Source organism: Paenibacillus sp. FSL M7-1046 (assembly GCF_038007405.1).
Classification (GTDB): Bacteria; Bacillota; Bacilli; order Paenibacillales; family Paenibacillaceae; genus Paenibacillus_AQ.
The window spans coordinates 7,339,541-7,364,102 of sequence record NZ_JBBOXB010000001.1 but is presented as its reverse complement, the minus strand read 5'-3'; the positions used below and the strand labels follow the sequence as shown (position 1 = coordinate 7,364,102).

The 24,562-nt window shown below is 47.7% G+C and carries 24 protein-coding genes; 17 read left to right on the top strand and 7 right to left on the bottom strand.

What is annotated here, in order from left to right:
- Window positions 1–94: 94 nt before the first annotated feature.
- Window positions 95–1,537 carry a HAMP domain-containing sensor histidine kinase gene (locus NYE29_RS33095; RefSeq protein ID WP_340899335.1) on the bottom strand — a complete coding sequence of 481 codons (1,443 nt, stop codon included), beginning with the start codon at window positions 1,535–1,537 and terminating at the stop codon, window positions 95–97.
- Between the two features lie 24 nt (window positions 1,538–1,561).
- Entirely contained in the window at window positions 1,562–2,260 is a 699-nt protein-coding gene (locus NYE29_RS33090; protein ID WP_340899334.1) for a response regulator transcription factor, read from the bottom strand.
- Window positions 2,261–2,452: 192 nt separating this feature from the next.
- Here NYE29_RS33090 and NYE29_RS33085 point away from each other — a divergent pair, with 192 nt between their 5' ends.
- Window positions 2,453–4,789, top strand: coding sequence for a hypothetical protein (locus tag NYE29_RS33085; protein WP_340899333.1), 2,337 nt, complete (start codon window positions 2,453–2,455; stop codon window positions 4,787–4,789).
- Window positions 4,790–4,958: 169 nt separating this feature from the next.
- Window positions 4,959–5,186, top strand: a complete 228-nt coding sequence (locus tag NYE29_RS33080) for a hypothetical protein (protein ID WP_340899331.1) — start codon at window positions 4,959–4,961, stop codon at window positions 5,184–5,186.
- Between the two features lie 260 nt (window positions 5,187–5,446).
- On the opposite strand, the gene NYE29_RS33075 is transcribed toward NYE29_RS33080, so the two are convergent.
- Complete coding sequence (locus NYE29_RS33075) at window positions 5,447–6,094, bottom strand: transcriptional regulator (protein WP_076113130.1); 648 nt, start codon at window positions 6,092–6,094, stop codon at window positions 5,447–5,449.
- A gap of 299 nt (window positions 6,095–6,393) precedes the next feature.
- Here NYE29_RS33075 and NYE29_RS33070 point away from each other — a divergent pair, with 299 nt between their 5' ends.
- Entirely contained in the window at window positions 6,394–7,425 is a 1,032-nt protein-coding gene (locus NYE29_RS33070; protein ID WP_340899330.1) for a phosphotransferase, read from the top strand.
- A gap of 41 nt (window positions 7,426–7,466) precedes the next feature.
- On the opposite strand, the gene NYE29_RS33065 is transcribed toward NYE29_RS33070, so the two are convergent.
- Together NYE29_RS33065 and NYE29_RS33060 are read right to left on the bottom strand one after the other, a co-directional pair.
- On the bottom strand, window positions 7,467–7,865 hold the full coding sequence (locus NYE29_RS33065; RefSeq protein WP_340899329.1) for a hypothetical protein: 399 nt from the start codon (window positions 7,863–7,865) through the stop codon (window positions 7,467–7,469).
- Between the two features lie 121 nt (window positions 7,866–7,986).
- Window positions 7,987–8,970 (bottom strand): glycosyltransferase family 8 protein, encoded by a 984-nt coding sequence (locus tag NYE29_RS33060; RefSeq protein WP_340899328.1) that lies wholly within the window; start codon window positions 8,968–8,970, stop codon window positions 7,987–7,989.
- Between the two features lie 213 nt (window positions 8,971–9,183).
- Here NYE29_RS33060 and NYE29_RS33055 point away from each other — a divergent pair, with 213 nt between their 5' ends.
- The 5 genes from NYE29_RS33055 to NYE29_RS33035 all read left to right on the top strand — a co-directional run bounded on the left by NYE29_RS33055 (window position 9,184) and on the right by NYE29_RS33035 (window position 12,264).
- Window positions 9,184–9,651 carry a DUF1801 domain-containing protein gene (locus NYE29_RS33055; protein ID WP_340899326.1) on the top strand — a complete coding sequence of 156 codons (468 nt, stop codon included), beginning with the start codon at window positions 9,184–9,186 and terminating at the stop codon, window positions 9,649–9,651.
- A 47-nt stretch (window positions 9,652–9,698) separates the two neighbouring features.
- Complete coding sequence (locus NYE29_RS33050; RefSeq protein ID WP_340899325.1) at window positions 9,699–10,103, top strand: iron chaperone; 405 nt, start codon at window positions 9,699–9,701, stop codon at window positions 10,101–10,103.
- Window positions 10,104–10,136: 33 nt separating this feature from the next.
- Window positions 10,137–11,438 carry a DUF1963 domain-containing protein gene (locus NYE29_RS33045; protein WP_340899324.1) on the top strand — a complete coding sequence of 434 codons (1,302 nt, stop codon included), beginning with the start codon at window positions 10,137–10,139 and terminating at the stop codon, window positions 11,436–11,438.
- 27 nt (window positions 11,439–11,465) lie between these two features.
- Window positions 11,466–11,636, top strand: a complete 171-nt coding sequence (locus tag NYE29_RS33040) for a hypothetical protein (RefSeq protein WP_340899323.1) — start codon at window positions 11,466–11,468, stop codon at window positions 11,634–11,636.
- Between the two features lie 361 nt (window positions 11,637–11,997).
- Entirely contained in the window at window positions 11,998–12,264 is a 267-nt protein-coding gene (locus NYE29_RS33035; RefSeq protein WP_340899321.1) for a CD3324 family protein, read from the top strand.
- A gap of 106 nt (window positions 12,265–12,370) precedes the next feature.
- Here the strand turns inward: NYE29_RS33035 and NYE29_RS33030 are convergent, their stop codons facing one another.
- Window positions 12,371–12,754 (bottom strand): RidA family protein, encoded by a 384-nt coding sequence (locus tag NYE29_RS33030; protein ID WP_340899320.1) that lies wholly within the window; start codon window positions 12,752–12,754, stop codon window positions 12,371–12,373.
- 105 nt (window positions 12,755–12,859) lie between these two features.
- Between NYE29_RS33030 and NYE29_RS33025 the strand changes: the two genes are divergently transcribed.
- Complete coding sequence (locus NYE29_RS33025) at window positions 12,860–13,201, top strand: winged helix-turn-helix transcriptional regulator (RefSeq protein WP_076113138.1); 342 nt, start codon at window positions 12,860–12,862, stop codon at window positions 13,199–13,201.
- Between the two features lie 104 nt (window positions 13,202–13,305).
- Window positions 13,306–14,199, top strand: a complete 894-nt coding sequence (locus NYE29_RS33020; RefSeq protein ID WP_340899319.1) for a GNAT family N-acetyltransferase — start codon at window positions 13,306–13,308, stop codon at window positions 14,197–14,199.
- A gap of 84 nt (window positions 14,200–14,283) precedes the next feature.
- On the opposite strand, the gene NYE29_RS33015 is transcribed toward NYE29_RS33020, so the two are convergent.
- Entirely contained in the window at window positions 14,284–15,174 is an 891-nt protein-coding gene (locus NYE29_RS33015; protein ID WP_340899318.1) for an AraC family transcriptional regulator, read from the bottom strand.
- Window positions 15,175–15,297: 123 nt separating this feature from the next.
- On the opposite strand from NYE29_RS33015, the gene NYE29_RS33010 reads away from it, so the two are divergent.
- From NYE29_RS33010 to NYE29_RS32980, 7 genes are all read left to right on the top strand, one after another.
- On the top strand, window positions 15,298–16,212 hold the full coding sequence (locus tag NYE29_RS33010) for a nucleotidyltransferase (protein WP_340899317.1): 915 nt from the start codon (window positions 15,298–15,300) through the stop codon (window positions 16,210–16,212).
- Between the two features lie 20 nt (window positions 16,213–16,232).
- Window positions 16,233–19,106, top strand: coding sequence for an excinuclease ABC subunit UvrA (gene uvrA / locus NYE29_RS33005; RefSeq protein WP_340899316.1), 2,874 nt, complete (start codon window positions 16,233–16,235; stop codon window positions 19,104–19,106).
- Window positions 19,107–19,269: 163 nt separating this feature from the next.
- On the top strand, window positions 19,270–19,737 hold the full coding sequence (locus NYE29_RS33000; RefSeq protein WP_340899315.1) for a GNAT family N-acetyltransferase: 468 nt from the start codon (window positions 19,270–19,272) through the stop codon (window positions 19,735–19,737).
- 12 nt (window positions 19,738–19,749) lie between these two features.
- A complete protein-coding gene (locus tag NYE29_RS32995) occupies window positions 19,750–20,685 on the top strand; it encodes an aminoglycoside phosphotransferase family protein (RefSeq protein WP_340899314.1) in 936 nt (311 codons plus the stop codon).
- A gap of 152 nt (window positions 20,686–20,837) precedes the next feature.
- Window positions 20,838–21,512, top strand: a complete 675-nt coding sequence (locus NYE29_RS32990; protein ID WP_340899313.1) for a glycerol-3-phosphate acyltransferase — start codon at window positions 20,838–20,840, stop codon at window positions 21,510–21,512.
- Between the two features lie 63 nt (window positions 21,513–21,575).
- Complete coding sequence (locus tag NYE29_RS32985; RefSeq protein ID WP_340899312.1) at window positions 21,576–24,032, top strand: O-antigen ligase family protein; 2,457 nt, start codon at window positions 21,576–21,578, stop codon at window positions 24,030–24,032.
- 165 nt (window positions 24,033–24,197) lie between these two features.
- Window positions 24,198–24,440, top strand: a complete 243-nt coding sequence (locus NYE29_RS32980) for a hypothetical protein (RefSeq protein ID WP_340899311.1) — start codon at window positions 24,198–24,200, stop codon at window positions 24,438–24,440.
- Window positions 24,441–24,562: the final 122 nt, after the last annotated feature.

The following is a 24,562-nucleotide window of genomic DNA, read 5'->3' as shown; positions in this document are numbered from 1 at the left end:
AATCCCTCCAGGTATCATTTTCCTTCATTGTAGAGGGGGAATCTTGCAATAAGCTTATCAGGTTATTAATAAATTATTACAAGGCAAGGAGCTGTCAGCATATAGGCAGGGTGAAATAAAATTCGGTCCCCTGATGTTTGACGCTTTTAAAGGAAATGGTGCCATGATGGGCTTCAATAATATGTTTGCAGATCGACAGACCCAGTCCGGACCCCTCATTGAACCGCTTCTCAAATTGTGAAGGCGCATGTCCCTGGAAATAACGTTCAAAGATAAAGGGCATGTCCTGCGGCAGAATTCCCTCGCCTGTATCGGATACGGTCACTGTAAGCTGATGCTGTTCCTGGACGATGGCTACCCGGATCGTATCTCCGGCAGATGTATGCTTCAGCGCATTGGCGATAAGATTGGATAGAAGCTGTTCGATTCGGATAGGATCTATGCGGATCAGCACGTTTGGGATTTCGGAAGGCTCAGTAAATTTCACGCCTGCCGTACGGATATAAGGGCCCATCGGCCTGAGAATGGACTCGAAAATCTCCTTGCTGTAATGCTCCGCGGGATGTACAGAAATTTGGTCCAAATCTCTTAAAGCATGCACCAGCAGATCCTCGACCAGCATGGCCATCTTGTTGGCTTGCGCCTGCATAATCTCCATATACGCCATAACCGCCGGCAGGTCGGAGCAGACCCCTTCGCGGATCGCCTCAATATAGGCTTTGACGATGGTCAGCGGTGTTTTTAAATCATGTGAAATATTGGAGATGAGCTCCTTCTGGGCCTTGCTCTGCGCTTCTTTCTGCATGCTTAGCGTCATAATTTCACTCCGCATTTGATCAAATACGGCGTAGACCTCACCGATTTCATCCTGCTTTGCATATTCGGCTTTCTGCCCGTAGTTCCCCTTGAGAATGGCCTCGGCATGATCCTTTAAACCGTTAACCGGATGAAGGAGGTCGTGATTGATTTTGTACCGGAGCCGGAATAGAAGCAGCAGCACGAGGAGCAAGGCTATCATTAGCAGAGTGAACATGGCAGGAAAAGACGCAGTTTGCCTGTAAGCGAGGAGTGAGCCGGGCAAGGTGAAGATCGCATTTCCAGCCTGCACTCCAGAATCAGGATCAACAACCGGAAAGGCCAGTTTGAACATTTCATGTGCTGTTTTGGAGCTGTATAGATCATAATGCAGATCGCTTTTAAGATTAAGTTTGTCCTTATTCATGGAATGTGGAGCAGAGGAGTCGAAAAGAATGGTACCGTCAAGGCCAGTGTATTGCAGGTGGAGCTGCTTCTCTTCACTCCACTTACGCAGTTCTTCCCGTATCCTGTTCTGACTGGAGACTTCTGTGTGATGCTGCTCCAGAACTAACATAATGCCGCTTATCTCAATACGCGCCTGATTCACCACTTCGTCCGGAAGAACATCCTGTTCCGTAGCCGAAAGTCTATACTGAATGAACGCCCCGCAGCCCCCCATAATTACAATACAAGCGATGGCTGAGGCGAACCACGGTTTAAACCAATTTCTCCAATACATAGTTCAGCGGCTCCATTCTTTGATTTAATCCAGGTTGAATTTATAGCCGACTCCCCATACGGTTTTGAGATACTCAGGATTGGAGGGGTCCGCTTCAAGCTTCTCACGCAGCCGGCGTATGTACACGGTTATAGTGCTTTCATCTCCAAAGGAGGTATAGCCCCAGATTTGATCGAGCAGCTGGCTCTTGGAAAATACCTGGTTTCTGTGCTCGGCCAAAAAGAACAGCAGCTCAAATTCCTTGGCAGACAACGAAATCTCACGACCGCCTTGCGTTACCTTATAGGCTTTTTTGTCGATGGTCAGGGTACCGATAGAAATCAGTTCGTCCTGCGGCAACGGAGTTCCGAGGCTCTCCATTCTGCGCAGATGAGCCTGAATTCTTGCCACCAGCTCACTGAGGGAAAAGGGCTTGGTCATATAATCATCCGCACCGAATCCCAGCCCCAGCACTTTATCGGTATCGCTGCTGCGGGCGCTTAAAATGAGAATTGGCGTCCGGGTTTTATCGCGGATTTGTCTGCACAGCTCAATCCCGTTTGCATCAGGCAGCATGATATCCAGAATAATGAAATCGGGCTGTACTGCTTCCAGCAGCCGAAGACCGTCCACGCCATTGTCTGCAATATGTACGTCAAAACCCTGCAATGTAATATAATCCTTCAGAATACGGGAAATGTCCTGTTCATCTTCAATGATGAGAATCCGTTTGCGTTGCTGCATCGTTTACACTCCTACTTGTTTATTCTGCTTCCATTATATAGGGCATTCCTGAGATTCACTATAACTCCTTATGTTCTCTATGGTTTCGGGCAGAACATAGCTTTATTATCGGAAGTATCGTCTGATATAATAGGCTTAACTATACAAATTTAAAACATAGGGTTGCTTGCTGCAATTTGGAGGAAATACATAATGATTGAAAGCACAAAACTACACATCCCCCATGGCCGCAACTCCCTGGTACCCCGGCCAAGTCTGATGAACAAGATCAATGAAGGAATGACTGCAAGGCTCACTGTTGTATCAGCACCCGCCGGTTACGGGAAGTCAACAGCGTTAAGTGAATGGGTCAAATACAGCGGATCGCGTGCCGCCTGGGTGTCCCTGGATAAGCAGGATAACGACTGGATCACATTTTGGAGCTATGTGGCAGCTGCGGTCGAGGAGCAGTTTCCTGGGTTTGGTGCCAGAATCCGGCCTTTGCTTAAGAAAGGTTCCTCAATCTTCTCCGAGCCTGCACTGGACGTTATGCTGAATGAATTCAGAGAAACTGCTGCCGATCTGGTCATTATACTCGATGATTATCATTTCATCAGTCTCCCGGAAATACATGATTCGCTGGTCTATCTACTCCAGCATTTGCCGCCTCATATTCACTTTTTTATCGCTGGCCGTACCGACCTGGCCATACTGGCCAGCAGTATAACGGAAGCAGTTACTGTACATAAAATTACTATGCAGGATTTGAGCTTCCAATTGGATGAAGGGATGATCTTCTTCCGGGAGACAACGGATTTAAGGTTGACGAAGAAACAGGTGACACAGCTCTACCACCAGACCGAAGGCTGGATCAGCGGACTGCAGCTGGCCGCAATTGCTCTAAAGAGCAGCGATAACATCCCCCGCTCCATTGATGGCATTAGAGGCCAGCATCAGGACATCTCCCGCTATTTGCTGGAGGAAATGTTCTCTCATTTGCCTGAGTCCATACGCGTATTTCTATTGGAAACCTCGATCCTGAGCCGAATGAACCATTCCATCTGTGAAGTGGTAACCGGCCAGCCGGATTGCCAGGAGCAATTGGAGAGCCTGGAACAGCTGAATTTGTTCATTATCCCTTTGGATGATCAGAGAAACTGGTACCGGTATCATCATTTGCTGTCTGATTTCTTGCAGGAACAGCTGACAGCCGAAGATCCGGCAAAAATAACTGAGGCCCATATCCATGTGGCGCATTGGTGGGAGCATTATGGATTTGAAGCGGAAGCGGTGGAACATTACTTGGAGGGCAACCAATACGAGGACGCTGTCCGGTTGATTGAGAAGAATATCCTTCACCTATTGCAATCCAGAAGTGTTGTGCTGAACCGATGGTTATCCGTCATTCCGGAACATTATTATGCCGGGAAACCAATGGTGGAAGTCTTCTATATCTCTGTGCTGCTCGGAGTGGGGAAATGGGAAGCAGCTTTTAAAAGAATTCAGCAGGCTGAGGTTTCATTCCAAACCCTGCAAGCCACTTTAAGCGAACAAGCATATCATCAGGCGATGGGCAACATCTACTTCATGAGTTCGGTCTCTGCCTATCTGCGCAAAGACTTGGTAACCATGTCGAGATACTTCGAAGAGATGGAGCAGCATATCCCGGAGGGCAGCTTTTTTCAAACGATGGGGCGCAACAGACACCAGGGATATGATGCCTTCGATGATCATTTGGTCTATATTAACGATCTTCATTATGCAGAAGAGACACTGGTGAAGTGGATAACTGTCTGGGAGAGTAAGCGGGAATATCCTTTTGTAGGTTTCCTGTTTGTCTCCTATACCAAGCTGCTCTATGAGTGGAACCGCCTGGAGGAAGCTGCTGTTTCTATTCATAAGGCGCTCAAGCGTGAGGACATCAAGCCTTATGCACGGATATTGATTCACCTTACCGTGAGCGCCGTGAGAATTCATACTGCCCAGGGGGATCCTGAAGGTGCTTCGGAGCTGCTTTCCGGTCTGGGCTCACAGATTGATTCTCCGGATCATTTGCTATTTATGAAAAGAGTTGAAGCGGAGCAAGCCTTCTTGGCACTGGAGCAGGGCCGGGTGGAAGAGGCACGCGCCTGGCTGCAGAGCTGCGATGTAGCCTATACGGACGAGGTGTCTCTGAACCTTATTGCCGAGCATCTGATCTTGGCCAGAGTGCTTGCGGCTTGCGAACAATCAGATAATGCACTGCAGCTGTTGGAGCGGATGTATCAGCTGTTATGCCACGAGGACCGTGAGCGGGGCCAGATTCAGGTGCTGATCCTGCAGAGTGTGCTTTATCAGGGTATGGGACAAACGGAGACGGCCCTTGGTAAATTGGGAGCCGCGTTGCACTTGGCACAGCCGCAGGGCTATATCCGCAGCTTTATTGACGAAGGCACTGCTATGAAAGAGCTGCTATCCTCTTATTTGAAGCTGGGGCGGGAGAGCAATTTGCGCAAGCGTGCCGAGGTTTCCGCGGAGTATGTGGAGCGGCTGCTGCAGAGTTTTGAATAGAGGGTAAAGGGTAACTCTCTGGCAATGCATCCAAAGAAACGGCAGAAATGCCGTTTCTTTGAGTTGTTATAAACACCAGATGGCCAGTACTCGGTGAGTACTTACTAATAGGCGGCTGCGCGATTCCTTGGTGTGCTCGATCGGGCGCTAGCGTCAGGGAATATGTACCATGCGTACCAGAATACGTAACGCGCCCGAAAAAGTACCAGAATACGTAACGTACCCGAAAACTACCGGAAAACGCACCGGAAGCGCACTGGAAGTGCACAAGAAGAAGTACCAGAATACGTACCGAAGAAGTACCGAAGAAGTACCGAAGAAGTACCAGAGTACGCGCCTGAAGAAGTACCAGAATACGTACCTAGCAGATTATCCCCGCAAGCTGCGGACTGCATAGCCTCTATTTATGCTGGTTAGCTCTTTTTACCAGGTTCGCGGACCGTATAGCCTTTATTCGCCTTCAATTACTCCTAAATAGAAGTGAGTTGAGCAAATAGCTGCATCTGAGTCCGAAAGTCGGGTATAGGGTCCGAATTTTTGCAAATAAGGTCTCCCCGGTCCGCTTGAGGTTATTCGATGCACATTATTGCAATGCTGCGTGTTTCCTCAGCCTGTCCTCCTCAGCCTGTCCATTCATAGTCCCAAACGATTAACTTGTTATAACCGAAGCCGGTAGGTACGTATACGCTGCTTGCCGCTCTCAATGTCAATCAGCTGCTGTTCAACCAAGTTTTGCAGGATTCTTCTGGTATGGCGATTGGTTACCTTCAGATGTGCAGTCAGTTCTACTGGTGTAAACGGACGCAGTAACCGTCTCGCATAACGAAGAGTCTCAGCTTCAAGCCAGGTTAATGTGGAGGGAACATCGGTTGCGATGAATTTGCCGATAAAAGCGAGCACAAGCTGCTGGCATTGTTTCGGTTCTTCTATAACTGATAGATAGGCAATCGGAAGAAAAGTCCAGCTGTCCAGCGATAACAAACAATGGCGCATGCACAGATCCTTGAACCTCCTGACATCAAGATCTCTGGCATGCGGACCATAGCCCTGAATTTCAATTCCGCCTCTGGCACCTCCTGGCATGTAGGCCAAATCCAAATACCGGTAGCCATTATTGAAATCCCGAACCTCCCATTCAGGAAACAGATGGTCAAAATTCCCGACTGCCGGGAACCAGACTCTCCTTAAAAATTCAACCGTTCCATGTCCCAAACCTTTGGCCAGCAGCTCCCTCCGTCTAGGATTAAGCTCATTCGTGAGATTCTTTTCTAACCATTCCATGTACTGCTGCTCAAATCGAGCCATTGCGTTCCCTCCCTAGGACTATGGTCATTTCATACCGTTTAAGAATTGTTACGAACAAAAAGAAAAAGCCGCTTTCTCACCACTCATCCCGGATTGATATTCGAGAGAGGAGTAGTGTGGAAGCGGCGTGTTCTTCACGACCTATAAATTAAATTATACCTTGAAAATTCCAACTCTACAATGAAAGTAGATAACCCTCCATTTCAGAACCATGTTCTTCACACCAGAAATAACCAATTCTATGTTAGAATGAGGCCGAAGGCCGGGCCAATTAAATTATGTGGAAGGATTATAGGACTATGGAAACTTTGCATCAGCAATTCGATTTCAACAAGCTGTGCGCAGCTTACGATTTGGGGCAATTAACAACACAGCCGGAACAAATTTTCGGCGGGTTCCTTCATAAAATGTACCGCTTAACTACGGACCGGGCTGAATATGCCGTAAAAGTGCTGAATTCGCAAATTATGAAGCGGAGCACAGCGATGGAGAACTATGTTTTTGCGGAAAAGGTGGCAACTCTGGCCCGTGAGCAAGGTATAAACGCTCTTCCGGCTATCGTATCGAAGGGGAACTTTATGCATGAAGTAGAGGGTCAATATGTGCTGCTGTTTCCTTGGGTGGACGGTAAGCCGCTATCCTCCGGGACCATTGATATAGATGCCTGCGAGAAAATTGCCGGAATTCTCGCGGGCATACATCGCATAGACTTCTCTCAACTTACAGATGAAGCTGATTCAGCCAAGGAAGATTATGTACCGTCAACCGTGGATTGGCAGAGTTACGCCCTCAAGGGAGAGCAAGCTCACTTGGAATGGTCGTCCATGCTGACAGAATACTTGAATAAGCTGCAAAAGTGGGAGCAGCAGGCGAACGCAGCAGGGGCTGCTTTGATGAATAACAAGGTGATCAGTCACAGAGATTTAGATCCGAAAAATGTGTTATGGGATAACAATCATGTTCCGGTTATCATTGACTGGGAAGCCGCCGGGGCGGTTAACCCCATGCAGGAGCTGATCGAAGTAGCTTTGTATTGGTCGGGCTCTGAGACGGGGAATGTTAACAAAGACGCTTTCCGTACAATGATCAGCACATACCGCAAGCATGGAGGCAAGATCGGCGATAACTGGCATGATGTGCTGAATTGCGGATTTCAAGGGAAGCTGGACTGGCTCAGCTATAGCATCAAACGCTCGCTAGGAGTGGAAAGCACAGACGCTGCGGAACAAGAGCTGGGAACGAGTCAAGTCATACCGACAATACAAGCTATTGCGGATTATGCTGATTTTATACCGGTCTGCATTGATTGGCTGGAGGAAATGGAGAGTTGATCCTATCTTTCGATAAGATGGGTGAAATTGTTGACCGGTGCTTACCCGTAAATGGCCACTGTTAACACGGACAAGAAGGCTATCCCGGCTAAAGGGGTCATGATCCATTTTTCTTTTGGACTCTTGGAGAAAAGGTTGGCGAACGTATTCAGGCCCAAATAAACAGCAATGATCCAGATAAAAATAGATGTGAAATGGAAGCTGAATCCTGAGGCAAGGACTCCGGCGTGTTGCAGCGAAACTGCTGAAAAGAATAAGAGAATGAAAACCGACAGCAGACTGAACAAACGCAGCTTTCCAGGCAATTTGCCTTTATATCTGCCGCCCATTGTGATTTCGCCCCAGGGCAAACCGAACGTCAGCAGCAATTGGATCAAAGCAATGATCATGAACAAGAGAGTGCTAAGTTTTGCCGCTGCCTGTATGTAAGAATCCTCCATCGTGTTAGCTCCTTTTTACTTTCTTTACAGTCCTCCATATTTTACGCTCGTTTAGTTTATATAGTCCTTATTAAATTAAAAGCAAACAGCCATATCATTGAATATGGCTGTTTGCTCCAAGCTAATGTCTAGTATAACGGCTTTTTCTTTTGGCTTTGAGAAGATTCGCTCTACGGCTTCTGAGCCGTCTGATGATGCTTAGTTCGGTTAAGGAGAGGCGGAGAGTCTTCGACCGTTTCACTTTCAGGTGAAGTCTTCTGCTTTTTTTGTAACGAAGTTTAAGGTGGGTGACTTTCCGCTTTCTCCGTTTCAAATACGTTCTGAATTTTCTCCACGGCGTCAGGCTGAGGTATTTATGATGCAGCCCTGCCCCCGGAGAGTTTTGATCCCAAAACTTTTCCGTTCCGGTAAAATGGACAATTTTATTATGGAAGTCATGATTGGGTATAGACTGGTTGAAGAAATTGAAGCGTCGATCCAGCTGAAGGTAATTCCCTCCGAAAACTGCATTCAATGCATCCTGATCAGGCATCGTGGAATCCGGGAAACTGCGTAAAAAGTGCAGTGTTTCTTCGTACCATTCCTGGTGGCACCGGATAGTATTCAGGGCAAACAGAACCACTCCGGAATTGAAATAACGCTCGGGAACCAAACCTTTGGAATTGATAACATGTGCAACTTCCATAATGCCCTGATCCCAAACCGCGCCTAAATAATACTGTCCCAGATCAATTCGCCACAGCTCTTCAAGGTCCATATTGACCAGCACATCGCAGTCCAGATAGATGATTTTTTCAACCGGGATAAGTGCGGGAAGAAGCAAGCGGTACATACATGCCTGTGTCCACACATTAATCGAGCCTACATTTTCCATTACCTGAAGCATGTTTTCAGGAAGAGTAATGGGATAGAAGGTAATGGTGTGTTTATATCGGCTTGTTAGTCTCATGAGCTTTGACTTGTTCTCTTCCGTTAAAGTCTGATCATGCAAAATATGAACATTAACACGGGAAGCGGTATTGTGGAAAACCGAGGCTAAAACAACTCCGGCATGCTCGGCATAGTGTCCATCCTGATCCTGTAAAGCTAACGCAAGTTCGATCATATGCTAATTCCTCTCTCAACTTTATTGTGTGAATGTACCATAGTATACGTTTGCCATGGATACATGGATCAGGCGATATGCCTATTCCATTCACCCATTTTCAACGGGCTGCCGGATGGAAAGAAACAGGCGGCGTTGACTTAAACTTGTCTAGTTTCCGGATTCAATTTAATATTGAGATAAATTAAAGTGTTTTCTTCGAGGAGGGTCAGCATGAAATACGAGTCGGAAAGTCCGGAAAACTATATCAGCCAACTGCCGGAAGATCGTCAGGAAGCCATTGCGCAGCTACGGAGCACAATCAAGGGGAATCTTCCAAGCGGCTTCGAGGAAACGATGTCCTATGGCATGATTACCTATGTTGTTCCACATCACTTGTATGCGCCGGGTTATCACGTGAATGCTGAACAGCCTCTTCCGTTTATAAGCATAGCCTCACAAAAGAATTTTATCGCACTGTATCATATGGGAGTGTATATGCACCCTGAGCTACTGGCGTGGTTCCGCGGGGAGTATCCGAAGCATGTCCAGACAAAGCTTGATATGGGCAAATCATGTATCCGGTTCAAAAAAACAAACAACATTCCATACGGGCTTATTGCCGAACTGAGCCGCAAGATTGCGGTGCAGGAGTACATTGATATCTACGAGCGGGAAACAGAAAAGATCAGAAAAAAATAATTCATGCTGGGGGATTCCCCGCTGGCAGGCTAAAGGAGAGAAACGTTATGGACAACAAAATTACTTATGAATCTGTGGATGATTATATTTCGAGATCTGCTCCTGAAGTTCAGGAGATCCTCCAAACGTTGAGAAAGGTCATTCAAGAATCGGCCCCTGAGGCGAAAGAAAAGATAAGTTATCAGATGCCTACTTTCGAGCTGCATGGCAATCTGGTCCATTTTGCGGCATTTAAGAAACATATTGGATTGTATCCGGCACCGAGCGGGGTTGAAGCCTTCAAAGAGGAGCTGGCGGAATATAAGGGAGCCAAAGGTTCCGTTCAATTCCCTTTAGATAAGCCGATGCCCTATGATTTAATCAGCCGGATCGTCGAATTTAGAGTGGCTGAGAATCTTCAACAAGCAGCGGACAAAGCGAAAAAGAAGAAGCTGCAGAAGCAGGGGAAATAACTCAGGGCGAACCTGTAAGTGAGGTGGAAAATAGTGACGGAACGGATTCCCTGCCAAAGCCAAGACTGTGCGGCAACCATTTTACCGGCTACTGCCCACAAAACGGGCGGATTCTGCATGCCGTGTTATCAGGAACAGGAACGCCGCAAACGCCAGGCTTATATTGAACAGCACCGCAGGGATGTGGATCTATATAAAGGAATCGCTGATCCGGTGGAAGTGCTTAAGATTATGCATGCAAAACAAGCCTACGACCCTTTGATCCGCTATCTGCCATATCCCTTAAACCGCGAGCAGGTGTATTCTGCCTTGTCGGGTGAGGATGCGGAGAGGATGGAGGCATATGCATTAGATCTGCTCGGTGCCGGTGACGAGGAGACCAGCGTGGATATTCTTTTGTCGCTGCTCTGTTACAACAACGTGCGGCTTACAGACTGTATCCCTGCGCTTATCTGCCATGAGCTGTATTACCCGGGGATTTTGTATAAAGATGCTTCAGCAGAGGTCCGGGATCAGCTGCTGGAACAGGTGGAACAGGATAATGAGAACCGCAATCATCTGCTGCTGGCCTTAGCCTGGATAGGAGACGGACGGGTTGTTCAGCAGTTTCAGCAGTGGCGGGAGCAACCGCCCCAGTGGGCGAAAGAGCTTTTTGTTTCACCTGATCAATACTCACTTGAGGCCGGCTGGGAGCTTACAGAAGCCGGAGTGCGGCGGGATTTGTTTTCTCACACCGGATTTGCGATTGAACGGGCGGCAGAACCGCTGAATGCTGACCTTGCTGCGAATGAACCGGCACGGTTTCTGGGAGCGGGCCCGGAGGAATGCCCGTGGTGCGGCAACGGGTTTACGCGGCTGATGGAGCTGCGGAATAATCATCCGTCGGTTCGTGATTTGGCTCTGGCAGATGAGTGGCTTAAGGTGGATACATGCCTGTCCTGCGGCAGTTACAGTGTGATCTATATGGAAACTGGAGCTCAAGGAGAACCCCGCTGGAGCTTATACAATCAAGCACCGCAACCTTTGCCGGATCTTAATCTTGTGGACGATAATGACGAATATTTAGCCGCTGCACCCCGCCTGCATCTCGCTGCCCAACCGCGAAATGCATATCATGCCGTGGAGTGGACACTGGAACCCGCAGCCTCGCAGGTTGGCGGACACCCGACCTGGATTCAGGATGCGGAATATCCGGTATGTCCCTGCTGCTCTGAAAATATGATGTTTATAGCCCAGTTGGATTGGTCGCAGCTTGGCCCTTACGGAGAGGGCATCTATTATATGTTTATTTGTCCGAAAGATAAGATCACAGCTACGGTATATCAGCAATCCTAGTATATTAACGTCACTGGAGAAATTGGGGTGGCGTTTTTCTTTTGCGGGAATTACGGCAGTCCCACGATCTATCAAATGCTGAAGCTTCCGCCAACGGAGAATATTTCGCTGGAGATGCTGCCTGAATATATGGGGGACCCTTATTCCCTGGAATTGCAGCTGGATTCTATCGTGAATATCATGCTGGCCAATAAATAAAACCAGCCCAAGAAGCCGCTGAACACCTTCGGGAGTTGGGCGGCTTTTTATTCTTTCAAAACTCCGGGAAGGTGTTACTTTAGTCGTTGCCTTGTTTGGATTTATATTTTACAGTAAGATTTGTGAATACCATGATCTGTAACTTTGCCTGGTGAATAAGGCGCTGATTAGGGGGTGTAAACCTTGTACCAGATTATTGATTTCGTACTCAACAAGCTCCATGCAAAGCCTGCGGAATAAACAGGGCGAAGCTTGGCATGGAGCGAAGGAATAAATTCGCCTGTAGTAACTTAAAAGTTGTGTTTATTAAAGCAGGCTTTGCCCTTAGAATATCTATTCTATTTTAAGGAGCGAGCCCATTATGGATTATATAAGAGCGACGGATGTATTCCCGGAACGACTACTCCAAGAGATCCAGCGGTATATTCAGGGGGAATTGATCTATATTCCAACCCGTTCAAGCGAGCGGAGAAAATGGGGCGAGAATTCAGGTGCGGCTAACTATTATGTTGTCCGTAATGAAAAGATCCGCCAGAGTTTTCGCGAGGGTGTGACCATCGATCAATTATCTGACCAGTTCGGATTGTCGGTAGAGAGTATTAAGAAAATCGTATATTCGAAGAGATAATATTGACCCGCAGATGAATCTGCGGGTTTTTAACTTTGTGAGTGACCGTGAGCAGCTTAGTGTTGCGACAGCGTAAGGCGCTGGATTTCAGGGTGCGATGATGGAGTTAGTTGGTGTGTGCGACGGCACTGATTTCGAGCAGTTGCTCAGGGTAAGCCAGGAAGGCCACACCGACGAGACTGCCGGCTGGCCGGTGTTCTCCCATGTATTCCTTGAACAGTCCGACGCATGTCTCAAAGTGCTCTTGCGCGTTTGTCAGATAGATCTCCACATAAGCGAGGTTCGACCTCGTGACACCAAATCCCGCCAGCACGCGATCGAGATTCTCCAGCGTCTGCCGGGTCTGTGCCTCGATATCGCCCTCGCCAACGAACGCGCCCTCCGTATCATGGGAAAATTGTCCCGAAATGTAGATGGTGCCGTTGACGCTATAGCCCTGGGTGATGCCGTGATCCCAAAGATCGTGATTGTAGGTTTTGACAGTAGCCATTTTTTTCTCTCCTTTACTTCAAAGTAAGGTCAGTATAAAGTGAACGTAAATAAAAATATAGTACGCACTTTTTTGATAGGTACTACCAGAAAGGATAGTGTAAATATGAGTATGGCTGAATATAAAGGTAAGGTTAAAAACATTCAAGATACACCATTTGGTTATACCTTGTCCGTTATTGGCGGTAAATGGAAGATGGTGATTATGTACCTGCTGGCAGAAAACCAACCGGTTCGCTTTAATGATCTGAAAAGACAGATAGGAGTTATTACGTATAAAACATTGAGTTCACAACTGAAAGAATTGGAAGCTGACGGTATGGTGATACGGAAAGAGTATCCACAAGTTCCCCCTAAAGTCGAGTACAGTCTCACAGATAAAGCCGAAACGTTATTACCTGTTTTGGAAGGTTTATGTGAGTGGGGGACGATACACCAAAATAATTAGATGCGGCCTGGTTTACAACTTTTAATAAGAGATCTCGGTATATCATCCCAGCCTGCAATTTCCTTACAATAAGGTCATACAGAAGACTAAGGGGATGATTAACGATGACAGCACGGTTCAGAGCCTACACTCCGGAAGATATGCTGAAAGTACGCCAATTTATTTCACATGTTTATAGTAAACTTGGGCGGCCGAATAGTTGGCTGATTGCACGCTTTGAATTTGAGATTTTTTTCCTGCAAAAGAGTGCCGGCTGGCTTCCCGAATGGGAGCAGAATATAGGGTTATGGGAAGAAGAGGACGGTAAGCTGGTTGCCGTAGCCTGCAAGGATGGCGATTTCTATTTCCAGCTCGATACAGAACAGCCGCAGGAAAGCCTGCTCATGGAAATGTTCGAATTCATTGAAGAGAAGTCCCGCCAGGGAACAGCCGGTTATTGCAAACTGGCTATTCCGGCCTTTATGCCACAGCTGGAAAAGATGGCGCTAAGTCGCGGATATGAGCTTCTTCCGAACGAAAGCGATAATTTCGTTTCTATCGCGCTGGACCGGATTTTTCCTGTGGAGATTCCATCGGGGTTCACTCTTTGCTCTGGAGCGGATGTCTCTAATAGGGCTAAGGCGCAGGGGCATATTATGGCGTTCAATTATCCGGGAACTCCATATGCGGAGCAGATGCTTCAATACTACGGTGGGATTGCTGAAGCTCCCGGTTATCGGCCTGAGCTTGATCTGTCACTTGTTAATGGGCAAGGGGAGGTCGTGTCTTTCTGCAATGCTTTTCTGGATGAGGAGAACAAGATGGGCATACTTGAACCGGTGGGTACTCATAGGGATTACAGGTTGCATGGGCTGGGGCGAACGATTATTTATGAAGCTCTAAACCGGCTGCGGGCAATGGGGATGGTCAAGGCATATACGGGTCCCATGCAGCCTTTTTATGAGCATATCGGTTTTGAGCTGGACGTGGAGCTGACCGTGTGGAAGAAAGAAATATAGTGTTCTATTTAGAACGTAATTCCCTTTATAGCGCGCAAAATAACCAAGCTCTGAGGTACTGGGGCTTGGTTTGTTGTATGTAATTCATAATCCCGATATCGGAAAATACAGATCACATTCGCAATAATGCTTGTTGCCCTTGGCGTAATTAATATATTCAAAGCTGAACTTCTCCTCTAATTGAAAAGGTACAGTCGGCATCCAGGTCGAGGTGATGTATTCCCAGATTTCACTCAGAGAGTGCGGGGTAATCTCCTCGGGCCGATGCAGCCCGATATAGGTAAATACACCGTATTTATGCGGTTTAATATGTTTGATATTCAGGTCAGGCGGGATGATGCTGCTGTGGTTGATTTGCAGGGAGGGCTGGTAGATCATAGACCCGGTAAAGGGCTCGGGAATGGAAGTGAAGCCGATATAGACATCCTTCTCTACCGGATTCATAATCCTGGAACGGGAAAGCGTGAAGAATTCGACACCATAACGGGCCGCAGCCTGGGACAGCTGGTTGTCCTCTGCATAAATAGTATAGGTGGGCCCTGCTATTGAAAAAGGGGGCAATACCGAGATGGAGCGAAAAAAAACGAGGCCATCTCCGGCGCGGCTCATAAAGTCGGCATTGAACCGGTCCAGGATATTCAGCGGCGAAGGCGATCTGCGCCATTTGGCCGGAGTGACATGATACTCTTCCTTAAAAGCCCTGTTGTAGGTCCGTTCACAGCTGAAGCCGTATTTGGCGGAAATATATTCAATGCTGCTCCGCTGATTCAGCAGATCGCCAAGCGACAGGGCAATCCGCCTTCTGCGCACATACTCCATTAGGCCAGTGGCTGTAGCCCCTTTCCAGATGCGCAGCAGGTGGAATTTGGAGACATTGACATGCCCGGAGATATCATCAAGACAGAGCGTTTCCAGCAGATGCTCTTCAATATATTCCGTTGTCCGGTTGATAGTTTCCAGTAAATAATGATCCATAGGAGTCTCCCTTCCAGCAATTTCTGTCCGGTTTTCATGGAAAACGTGAAGTATAATTTTACCACAAGCTCCAGAATCGGCAAGCGATTTCAATCATATGGAGCGGGTGGAGGATCATTGGATATGGATGATAGAGTACTGCTGGAGTTAAAAGACCGCTACCTGGCCGCGACCGAAAGCTTCGTGGACAGGGTCAGGGAAGATCCGAACGTTATTGCCGTCATTGTGTGCGGAAGTCTCGCTTATGATTCAGTCTGGGAGAAAAGCGATATCGACATGGGCCTGGTCGTCCGCGATCAAACCCTGCAACAGAACGCTTATTGTCTCGTGGAGGATGGAATTACTATAAACGTCCAGCTGTTTGAGAGAAGTACCTTTAAGCGGGGCTTTGAACGGATGATCGGCGGCTCGATGCCGCAGTCTTTTTTTGCGAAGGGGCGGATGATCTATACTTCTGATGACAGTCTCTATGACTACTTCGAAGAATTCAAGCAGCTGGGAAGCTATGATATTGCGTTGTCCCTGCTTTGGAATGCCTGTGAGTTGATTGATGTGTACCACAAATGCCAAAAATGGCTGACGGTGCGCAAAGATCTGCTTTATGCCCAGTATTTTTTGCTTAAGGCAGGCAATCTGATAGCCAACATGGAGCTGTGCTCACAAGGTGAGCCGCCGATCCGGGAGTCGGTCCTGAAGATCCTCGAACACAGTCCGGAACGTATGGCCCCCTTTTATCAGAACCCAATGTCCAGGCGCTTAAGTGAGGATGAAATTCAGAACGCCATTGACACGATAGAACAAGTCCTGGACCGTCATCTCGACATGATCAAGCGCCCGGTCATTGAATTTATGGCAGATCAGGAGATGAAGACCGTAACCTTGCTGGCGAAGCATTTTCATATGCAAAGTCATTTCCTGATCAACATCCTGGAGTATATGGCCGGGAAGGGTGTCATCGAGAAGGTGTCACAAACGATCCGCATCACCTCCAAGAGCAAACCGGCCGTCGAGGAAATTGGTTTCTTGTATATTCCATAAAAAGAAGGGGGAATTCGCATATGTCCGTACGCACGACAATTGAAATATCGGGGGCCAAGCAGAACAATCTCAAGAATATCTCGGTAGAGATTCCGCGGGACAAGTTAACGGTCATCACCGGGGTTTCCGGCTCCGGCAAATCCTCACTCGCGTTTGATGTCATCTATGGGGAGGGCCAGCGGAGATTTCTTGATTCGATCTCGAATTTTGCCAAAAGCCGGATCAGCCAGGTGAAGAAAGCAAAGGTTGATTCTGTACGGGGCTTGTCCCCGGTCATTGCCATAGAACAAAAAAAGGGAAACAATAATCCCCGCTCCACCGTAGGGACTGTGACGGATACCAATGATTATTTGCGGCTGTTGTTCGCGACAGCGGGCATCGGACATTGTCCGGAATGCAGCCATCCGCTCAAGCAGCTGTCTGCGGCCCAGATCGCCGAGCATATCTCGGCACTGCCTAAAGGTACGGTCGTTGAGCTGCGGGCCCCTGTATACAAAATCTACGGGGAAGACTACAGCTATACTTTTCAGCAGCTGCGGGCTAAAGGCTTCAAGCATCTGCTTATTGACGAAGCTCCTGTGTCATTGTCGGAAGAGATTGAGCTGGATGAATCCGTAACATACCGGATTGAGATGGTTATTGACCGGTTTACTTTAAAGCATGACACCTACATACAGCTGACTAAGACCATCGAGGCGGCAATGCTGGCGCTGGATGAGGATATATTGATCAAGGTAGAAGTGATCGGGGGAGTGGAGGACGGGTTCTACGACCATTTTGGCTGCCGGGAGCATCATTTCTTCCTTTGCGATATGCAGCCGTTCCATTTCTCCTTCAATACTCCGGCAAGCGCCTGCCATACCTGCATGGGTGTAGGCATGTCCTATGTCGTGGAGCCGCGCTTTCTGGTGGTTGCACCGGAGAAAAGCATTAATAAAGGAGCGCTGAAGAACACGGTGTTCAACACATCGGGCAAAGACAGCTACCGCTCGGTGATGATGTACAGCTTGTCCCAAAAATATGGCTTCAGCCTGGATACACCATTCCATGAACTTCCTACATCGGTTCACGAGCTGCTCTTCTTCGGCACCAAAGGCGAACTCGTCCCCATGCTGCACCCGCCTACCTCACAAAAGAAGAACTGGATTACCGGCCGGGACCGGCCGTTTGCGGGATTTGTGCATGAGATGGAACACTGGTACAAGCAATACATCCGCAAGTCATCCACCTCGGAGGCGTTTGAGCCGACCTTTATCAAGGAGTGTATGATCGAAAAAATATGCCCGGCATGCGGCGGAGCGAGGCTGAAGAAACAACGGCTCCAGATTACGGTCGGGGACCGGAATTTTGACCAGCTCACCCGTATGCAGCTGCATGAGCTGCTGGGATTTCTGGATGGCTTGACCTTTGAGGAAGAGGTACGGGATGTAGGAGAGACCATTATCCGCGAGCTGCATACGAGAATCTCCCTGCTGATCGAAATCGGGCTTTATTACATCAACCTGGGCAGAAGAAGCGACAGCATGTCCGGAGGCGAAATGCAGCGGATCAAAATGTCGACGCAGATCAGCAGTGAGCTGATGGGCATGCTCTATATTATGGATGAGCCGAGCATCGGACTTCACCCGCGCGATTCGAGCAAGGTGATTGATACGATGAGAAAGCTGTGTGATATCGGCAATACGATCATTGTGGTTGAACATGATCTGGATACGATACAGTCTGCCGACCATATCATCGAAATTGGTCCAGGACCCGGTATTCATGGCGGGGAGATTGTTGCGAGCGGAACGATGCAGGATATTATGGACGAGCCGGAGTCGGTTACAGGCCAATACTTATCCGGAAGCGCAAGCATCCCCATTCCCAAGCAGCGGCGGAATCTGGGAGATCACTTCTTATCCATTCAGGGAGCCCGGGAGAATAATCTCAAGAATGTGGACCTGGACATTCCGCTGGGTGTTTTTATCTGCGTGACCGGGGTATCCGGCTCAGGGAAAAGCTCGCTGATCAACGAGATTCTGTCTAAGCAGCTGAGAATAGATAAAACGGGTGCACGGATTGTCGCCGGGGAGCATGATTATCTGTTCGGTTCGGAGCTGCTAAACCATGTGATCAATATTGATCAGACACCGATCGGGAGAAACAGCAAATCCAATCCGGCCACTTATATCGGGATATACGATAAAATCCGAGACCTGTTCGCCATGCAGCCTGATGCCGTAGCGCGCGGGTATCAGCCAATCGACTTCAGCCTTACCCATGCCAACGGGACACGGTGTGAAGGAATTATCGTCACAAGCCTGCAGTTTATGGCTGACATTGAATCCATCTGCCCGGTGTGCAAAGGCAACCGGTTCTCTGAAGAAGGTCTTGAAATCAAGATCCGGGATAAAAGCATAGCCGATGTTCTGCAAATGACTGTGGAAGAAGCCAGTATCTTCTTCGAGGACCATAAGTACCTTAAGCATAAACTGGGGATTATGAACGAGCTGGGACTGGGATATATGACCCTTGGCCAGAGTTCAACCACCTTGTCCGGCGGAGAAGCGCAAAGAGTGAAGCTGGCTTATGAATTGGGCAAGATCAAGAAAGGCGCCCACAACCTGTATATTCTAGATGAGCCTACAACGGGATTGCATCTGGCGGATATACAGAAGCTGCTGCTTGCGCTGAACAAGCTGATGGACAGCGGGCATTCTGTCATCGTCATTGAACATCATCTGGATGTGATGAAGTCGGCAGACTATATCATTGATATGGGACCGGAAGGCGGCAACGAGGGCGGATATGTTGTCGCGGAGGGAACTCCAGAGCAGGTGGCGCAAGTGGAAGCTTCCCATACCGGAAGATACCTGCGCAGTGTGCTTGAACCGAGAGAGGTTAGAGCCTGATGTCTTTTCCTTTTGATTGCATCACTGAGTTTATGTTCTTCGATAAAATGTGTGATGAACGAAATGCAGAAGGTAGCAGCATATTTCAAACATCACATCCCGAATTGGGTAGTTTAATCTGCAAGGCATACCCCGTTAATCACGGAGTGAAGGAGCGAAAGTAATGAACGGACAATACAAAGTGAAATTTGCGGAAATGCAGGATGTTGATTCATGGATGTCAATGATTGAAGCTGTCCGCAGTAATTTTCCGGGTCTCCACAGCGAAGAATTACTGGAGGGGTATAAACAGACCGTAATTAAGAACATTAACAGGCGGACGGCTATCTGTGCGGTCTATGCTGGCGAGGTTGCCGGGCTGATGCTCTTCTCCTATAATGCCAAATGTCTTTCCTGCATGGCTGTACACCCGGATCACCGCAGACAAGGAATCGCCACAGCGATGATCGATCAAATGTTATCTTTGTTTCCGGAGGATACGGAGCTTTCCGTAACTACGTTTAGAGCAAATGATCCGCTGGGGGCAGCCCCGCGTCCGTTATATAAGAAATTTGGATTTGTTGAGGATGAGCTGACAGAGGAATTTGATTATCCCCATCAGAAATTTGTCCTGCGCAGATCACCATCATAAAGGGGGATAACATTGAATCAGCCACAGATTTATCCATATGAATTGTCTGCTGTTGTAGAAGCGCGTATTGGATCATTTAAAGTTCTCTCAGATCACAGACAAGGCAGCTCAAGAACAGGAGTGTGGAAGATTCAAGCGGATCAAGATCAGACATGTTATTACCTGAAGACTCATAGCCGTATTCAAAGATGGCATCCCGAAGTGTATGCCTACAACCACTGGGTGAATGGCTTAAAGCCTTATTTCCCGGAGCTTATCGCAGCTTTTGAGGGGGAGAGTTGGCAAGCCGTCATAATCTCCGCACTCGATGGAATCACTATGAGAGAAGCAAACCTGGAGCCGGCTGAGCGATACGCTGCTTACAATAAAGCAGGGCAACTGACCAGGCAGCTGCATGATTCACAGACCGGTGATTGGTTTGGCCGTCCGGATAAAGACGGGAATCCCATTGAGCTATATCATCATGCGGATCCTGTTGTCTATATCCGCAGCACGCTTGAGGATGTGGCCGGCAAATGTATGGAACTAAAGCTTCTTCAGCCTGCTGAGCTTGAACTGCTGGAGTGGGCTCTACAGAATGCCGGTGTTTTTGAAGGCAGCAAGCCTGTCCCTATAAGCTGGGATTCAACCCCGGGCAACTGGCTGGTAGATTCTAACGGGATTTTCACCGGGCTGATTGATTTCGAGAACATGTTATGGGGCGTAGATGTGGACCATTTTTCGGTACTGTTTGAGAAATGTTTTATTAAGGATGAGCGCGCCAAGTTAGCATTTTTTGAAGGCTACGGAGAAGAGACCCTGACTCAAAAGCAGATCCATATTCGAATTTGTTGCATTAAGCTGGCTTTGGGAGATCTCTATTGGGGCACTCAAAATAACATGCCCAAAGTTATAGCAAACGGGAGGAAACTTCTGGCGTCCTTGCTGAAAGCAGACAATGATAAATGATGACTTTTAACGGAGGTAAGATACTTTCACTTATTCAGAGTAATCTTCCTGCCTGTTCATTATTTTACATTTTCCGAGTTTCCTGTACAATATAAGTTACATATTATTACAGTCATCAATTGAAAATGCTTGCGTTATACATACGCTAAGGAGTGGATCAAATTATCTTAATGCAGTATTGGTGGCAACTGTCTTTAATTGGAGTCGTCAGCTATTTCCTGGGGAATATCTGCGGAGCGGTGATAGTCTCAAACAAGTTTATGCACAAGGATATCAGGGGACTAGGAAGTAAAAATGCCGGAACGACGAACATGGCCCGGGTATTTGGCGTGAAATACGGAGTAGCGACCTTATTGATAGACTTACTTAAGGCGCTGATCTGTGTGCTTATTGCCAAGGTGATTATGACTTCAATTGGAGGAGCCGAAGCCGGGAGGCTAGCAGGTTACTTGTCGGGTTGTGCTGTAATTGTAGGCCATAATTATCCCTTATTGCTGGGTCTAAAAGGAGGTAAGGGATTTGCCTCAGGAATAGGTGTGTTTATGGCGCTCCAGCCACTGTTTACACTGATTCTACTAGTCTGTGGGCTTCTTATGCTGCTGATCGTTGATAGAATGTCGGTGTTTGCCTTAACTTTTTTTGTCGTGGAGACGATTTATGCCTGGATGGTAGTTCCCATAGAGGAGTGGTGGGTACCTGCGCTTGTCACTGTATATTTGCTGCTGGCGGTTATCGCGCACTGGCCGAACCTTGTCCGGTTGGCGCATGGCGAAGAGAAACCACTGGGGCTCTACCATCTGCTGAAATATGGGAAAAGGGCTCATTGAGCCTTGTGAGACTTATTAAACATTATAAATTTATGAATCTAGTAAGTGTGGAGGTTATAACTTGTGTCGAAACCTGTGTATGGAAAAAACGCTGTGCAGCTGAAGCATAACGACAGATCAACAGGAGTGGTATGGCTGCTGGCTGCCGCTTTTATCCTTTTTCTGGGGTGGGCGCCATTTCAGAGGGGATTGTTTAACAGTCAGCAGCTCATATTCGAGAAACCTCTCTTTGTGTCTGCTCTATTATGCTGTCTTATGCTGTTTGGCTGGGTAGGTTTGAATTATAAAAAATTCAAGCTGCAGGAGCAAAGTGACTTGCTTGTCCTGGCTGCATTTATGTTGCCGATCATTTACGCGCTCACACTGTTTGTAGCTGTTTCGCATTTCTCAGCGATGAACATGCTGTTTATTCAGACTATGTACGCTGCCGTCTTTATAATCTCCTTCTACCTGTTAAAGCAAAAGCAGGTGAACTTAGCGGTACAGCAGGCCATCTTGAGTATTGCTTATATCATTGTATGGTTTGGCCTGCTCAATTGGTTAGGGAGCGGGAAGTTAGCGGGCAGTCTGGTAGGCTGGTTCACGAATGAAGTGGTCAATGGAACTTACAATGGTGCACTGATAACCGATTCCAACGGTTTGCGCTTGACCTCGATATTTCAGTATGCCAATACGTATGCAGCCTTCTTAATGGCCTTTCTGTTTGTTGCTCTGTTTGCACTGGTCCGCTCCAAAAAGGGGTACGGCTGGCTGATACACGGCTTCATGCTCGTCCCGATTATCGTTTCCATGCTGCTCACGCTGTCACGCGGCGGGCTTGTCATGATGCCGGTAGTATTTATATTGCTGTTGTTATTCCTGAAGTCTGTGCAGCAGATTCTATGGATCATTCATCTTGGAATTTCTGGATTGGCATCTTTAATTATTGCGTCACCCGTCACTAATCTGGGAATCAGCCTCAATACGAATTTCACGTCATCATCGGCATTAAAGGGCTGGAGCTACTTGCTCGGGGCTTCGCTCCTCACAGCCGGATTAAGCTGGGCAGTGCAGCGTTACCTGGCTCCATGGCTCCGGGGCAAGCTGGACGGCGAGAACTCCCGGAAACTGAACGGAATGTGGATTCCGCTGGGTTCGGTAGCGCTTGTCGGTATTATTGCCTTTCTGCTGATCGGTACAGGCGTACGGAGTATTCTTCCGGATCACATTGAAGTCCGGCTGGAGAATATTAACTTCAAGCAGCATAGTGTTTTGGAGCGGATTACCTTTTATAAGGATGCTGTGAAGGTTATTAAGGATAATCCGGTTCTTGGGATCGGAGGTGACGGCTGGCAGGCAGTGTTCGGGCAATATCAGAATAATCCCTATGTCAGCCATCAAGTGCATAATTTTTTCCTGCAGTATCTGATTGAGGTGGGGATAGTCGGATTTGTTGTGTTTATGAGTTTCATTCTCTATATTTTTTATAAATATATTCGCGGGTATGCGGCAAGGAAGCAGGATGAATTCAACAATGGTTTCTTTTATCTGATTATTGCATTATCCATTCTTATTCATAGCCTGTTGGATTTCAATATGAGCTATGCGTTTATGGGAATTCTGGTCTTTCTGGGCCTGGCAGGAATGGCAGTGGTGATGGACAGCAAACCGCTGCGCCGGAACTGGAACAAGGCAGGGGTGCGTTACGGGTACCTTGCAATCCTTACGGCAGGGGCGGTGTTCATGCTGGTTCTGTCCATTAACTATATCAGCTCCAACAATGCCGGCAATAAAGCCCGGCAGTTGTTCAGTGTGAGCCAATCCTATGATGAGCTCAAAGCTCCGCTAGTCAAGGCGCTGAAGATACGCCCAGGCCATCCGGAGTCGACGATCTATTTGTCTTCACTTGATCAGCAGGTGTATTCCCAGACGCAGAACGAACAATTTCTGGAGGAGTCGTACACCTTGCTGACGACTGCGCTAAAGAGAGAGCCTTACGATAAAGAATTACTGAAACAGTTGGTTTCTTATTATGACCTTGAAAATCAAAGCGACCTTGCCCTCAAGGTCTACCACGATAATGCCAACAAGTATAATTGGGATATTGAATGGTACAGTACGCTGATCAGCCGCTCCCTTATGCTGGGAGAGCAAGCCCTTAATTTAAAGGACGATGCAGCTAAACAAGAATATTTCACAATTGGACTTCAAGCCTACGATCATGTGACTGCCGGTGTGGAGCATCTGAAAACACTGCCACCCGAACAGCTGCAAGGAAATCCATTCTCTGTAACCCCGCTCATCGCCCTGAACGCGGGTAAGATAAAGCTTATGATGGGTGAAGTACAGGAAGCTTCGGACATCTTAAAGCAGGCCTTAAGTACAGATTATGCGGATGTTACTAACCGCGAGATCGCCCGCTGGTATCTGGCTGCACTGAAAAAGAATGGAGGCCAGGACCAGGCGGTCCATGATCTGCTGATAGCAGCGGACGCGCAGGAGGCGGCCCGAATTGATGAAATCGTAGCTAAGCAGTATTAAAGGAAGGGACACTCTCCTGAATAAGAAATCGTTTAGCTTATTGCAGCATTATTTGAAATTTAAAGTGTAATTGAGGCGTTTTTGCGTTATCCTCTAAGAAGACACAGCTTTCCCGGAGCTGGTCAGATCCAAAGAAAAGTAGAGAATACCGCAGGAGGAACATGGATGTCAACTGAGATTTCGCGTTCGTATATTGAGAATGTAAAGCTGGAACTGCTCAGCAGGCTTGGCCTGAAGCAGGTCTATTATAAAGGTCCGGCAGGCGATGATTTGCTCTTTGAGGCCACGGGCTTTGACAAAGGAACACAGCACAAATTTTGCGTCAGAACAAAAACAGGGACCATTGATGAATTCGTTGCAGGGAAATGGATGAAGGTCCGCAGCTTTACGATCAAGAGTGAAAAATAAAACTTGGCACAACAATTAAAGCCGCCTGCCCCGCGATCTGTGGGGTAGGCGGCTTTTTTTGCATAACACTAACCTCAAATTAGCAAGCTTATTAGAGGTTAGTGTCATTTTGTTCTTTGTAA